This is a genomic window from Clostridium sp. AF27-5AA (assembly GCF_003478415.1).
GTDB lineage: Bacteria > Bacillota > Clostridia > Lachnospirales > Lachnospiraceae > Otoolea > Otoolea fessa.
Genome location: NZ_QUFH01000025.1, coordinates 1 through 1585 on the forward strand (window position 1 = coordinate 1; position 1585 = coordinate 1585).

The following is a 1585-nucleotide window of genomic DNA, read 5'->3' on the forward strand; positions in this document are numbered from 1 at the left end:
CAGACTGTAGACAAACTTGGTGCTGGGTGTTATGCCCAGTACCATTTTTCTTTAAATTTTGATTTTATTCTTGTTCTTAGCTCAAAATATAAAAAAGGTTTTTCCAGAATCTTTGCCAGTTTTTTCAGATTCATGCATGCAAAGGTAAGCCCGGCTTTCATCTCCATCCGCGCCTTTCCTACATATTGCGTATATCGAAATCCATGCTGTTCTTTCGCTGTACCGAATATCCTCTCTATGGTTTCTTTTCTTAACTGATAGATCTGTCTGTTTCCTATCGTGTGCCGAATGTCTTCTGCCACTTCCATATATTCTTCCCATACATGACGTGTGATCATTTTTACATGATCCTTACTTTCTGTGCATTTTGAAAGATATTGGCATTCAGCACAATGTTTACCGCAGCTTTTATACTCTTTATATCCACTTCTGTTTGTTGTACTGTATGTCAATATATGTGCTCCCGGACATATATAACAATCATAGTATTCATCATATGCGAATTCGTGTTTTCCGAAAAAGCCTTCTTTGGTCTTGGGACGGGTATACGGAAAAAGTGGTTGAATTCCATCTTCCAACAGCTGATGGGCGATTGCCGGAGTTTTATATCCTGCATCTGCAACTACCATCTGCGGATTCAGTTTAGATATCTTATCGTATAATGCCTTAAAAGTACGACTGTCATTCTCATTACCAGGATGTACTGTATATCCAAGGATCCAGCCATGTTTATCACAGGCAGTTTCTACAGCATATGCAAAAACGTGTTTATGTTCACCCTTTCGAAACCATCCACTTTCCGGATCGCTGATGCTGCATTTTTGTGTTTTCACATCTTCAGGAAGTTCTTCAGATATAGAATCCTTATCATTTCCGGTTCCACCGGATGCAGGTGGCTGGTTATCATCTTTTTTCTTCAATGGCTTTTTTCCATGTGCCAGACGATCTTTTTCAATCTCTTTATTTAATTCCTCTTCATACCAGAGAGCCTGTTCGTGTGCAACCCGCTTACGCATTTTTTTACTGTTTGCACAGGCTTTTACATGTGTTGCATCCACGAAGATCTGTTCTGTATTTACAAGCTTATATTTCATACAATCTTCCAAAATCTTTGAAAAGATCTGCTCAAAAAGGTCTGTATCTTTGAAACGGCGGGTATAATTCTTTCCAAATGTAGAAAAATGAGGTACTGGATCTAACATGTCTAGTCCGAGAAACCAGCGGTATGCAACGTTTACCTCAATCTCTTTCATGGTCTGACGCATGCTTTTTATCCCATAGAGATACTGAATGAATGGTATCTTTATCAGCATGACGGGATCCATACTGGGACGGCCGTTATTCGGACAGTATTTTTCTTCAACCAGATCATAAATAAAATTCCAATTGATTGCCCTATCAATTAATCGCAGCATATGGTTTTGAGGTACCATATCATCCATGGAAAACATCATCATTTGTTCTCTTTTTTTATCTGCATTTTTCGTCATCATAAAAAACACCGCCCTTCTGATATTTATTATATCAGAAAAGCGGTTCCAACAATAGCAAAACCCTGCAAAAGCAGGGCTTTGTCTACAGTCTG

The 1585-nt window shown here is 38.7% G+C and carries 1 protein-coding gene; it reads right to left on the bottom strand.

Annotation, left to right across the window (positions count from 1 at the left end):
• Positions 1-29: 29 nt before the first annotated feature.
• The gene (locus tag DWY89_RS14130) at positions 30-1493 is read right to left on the bottom strand and encodes an IS1182 family transposase (protein ID WP_243022846.1); all 1464 of its coding nucleotides are present in this window, start codon (positions 1491-1493) and stop codon (positions 30-32) included.
• Positions 1494-1585: the final 92 nt, after the last annotated feature.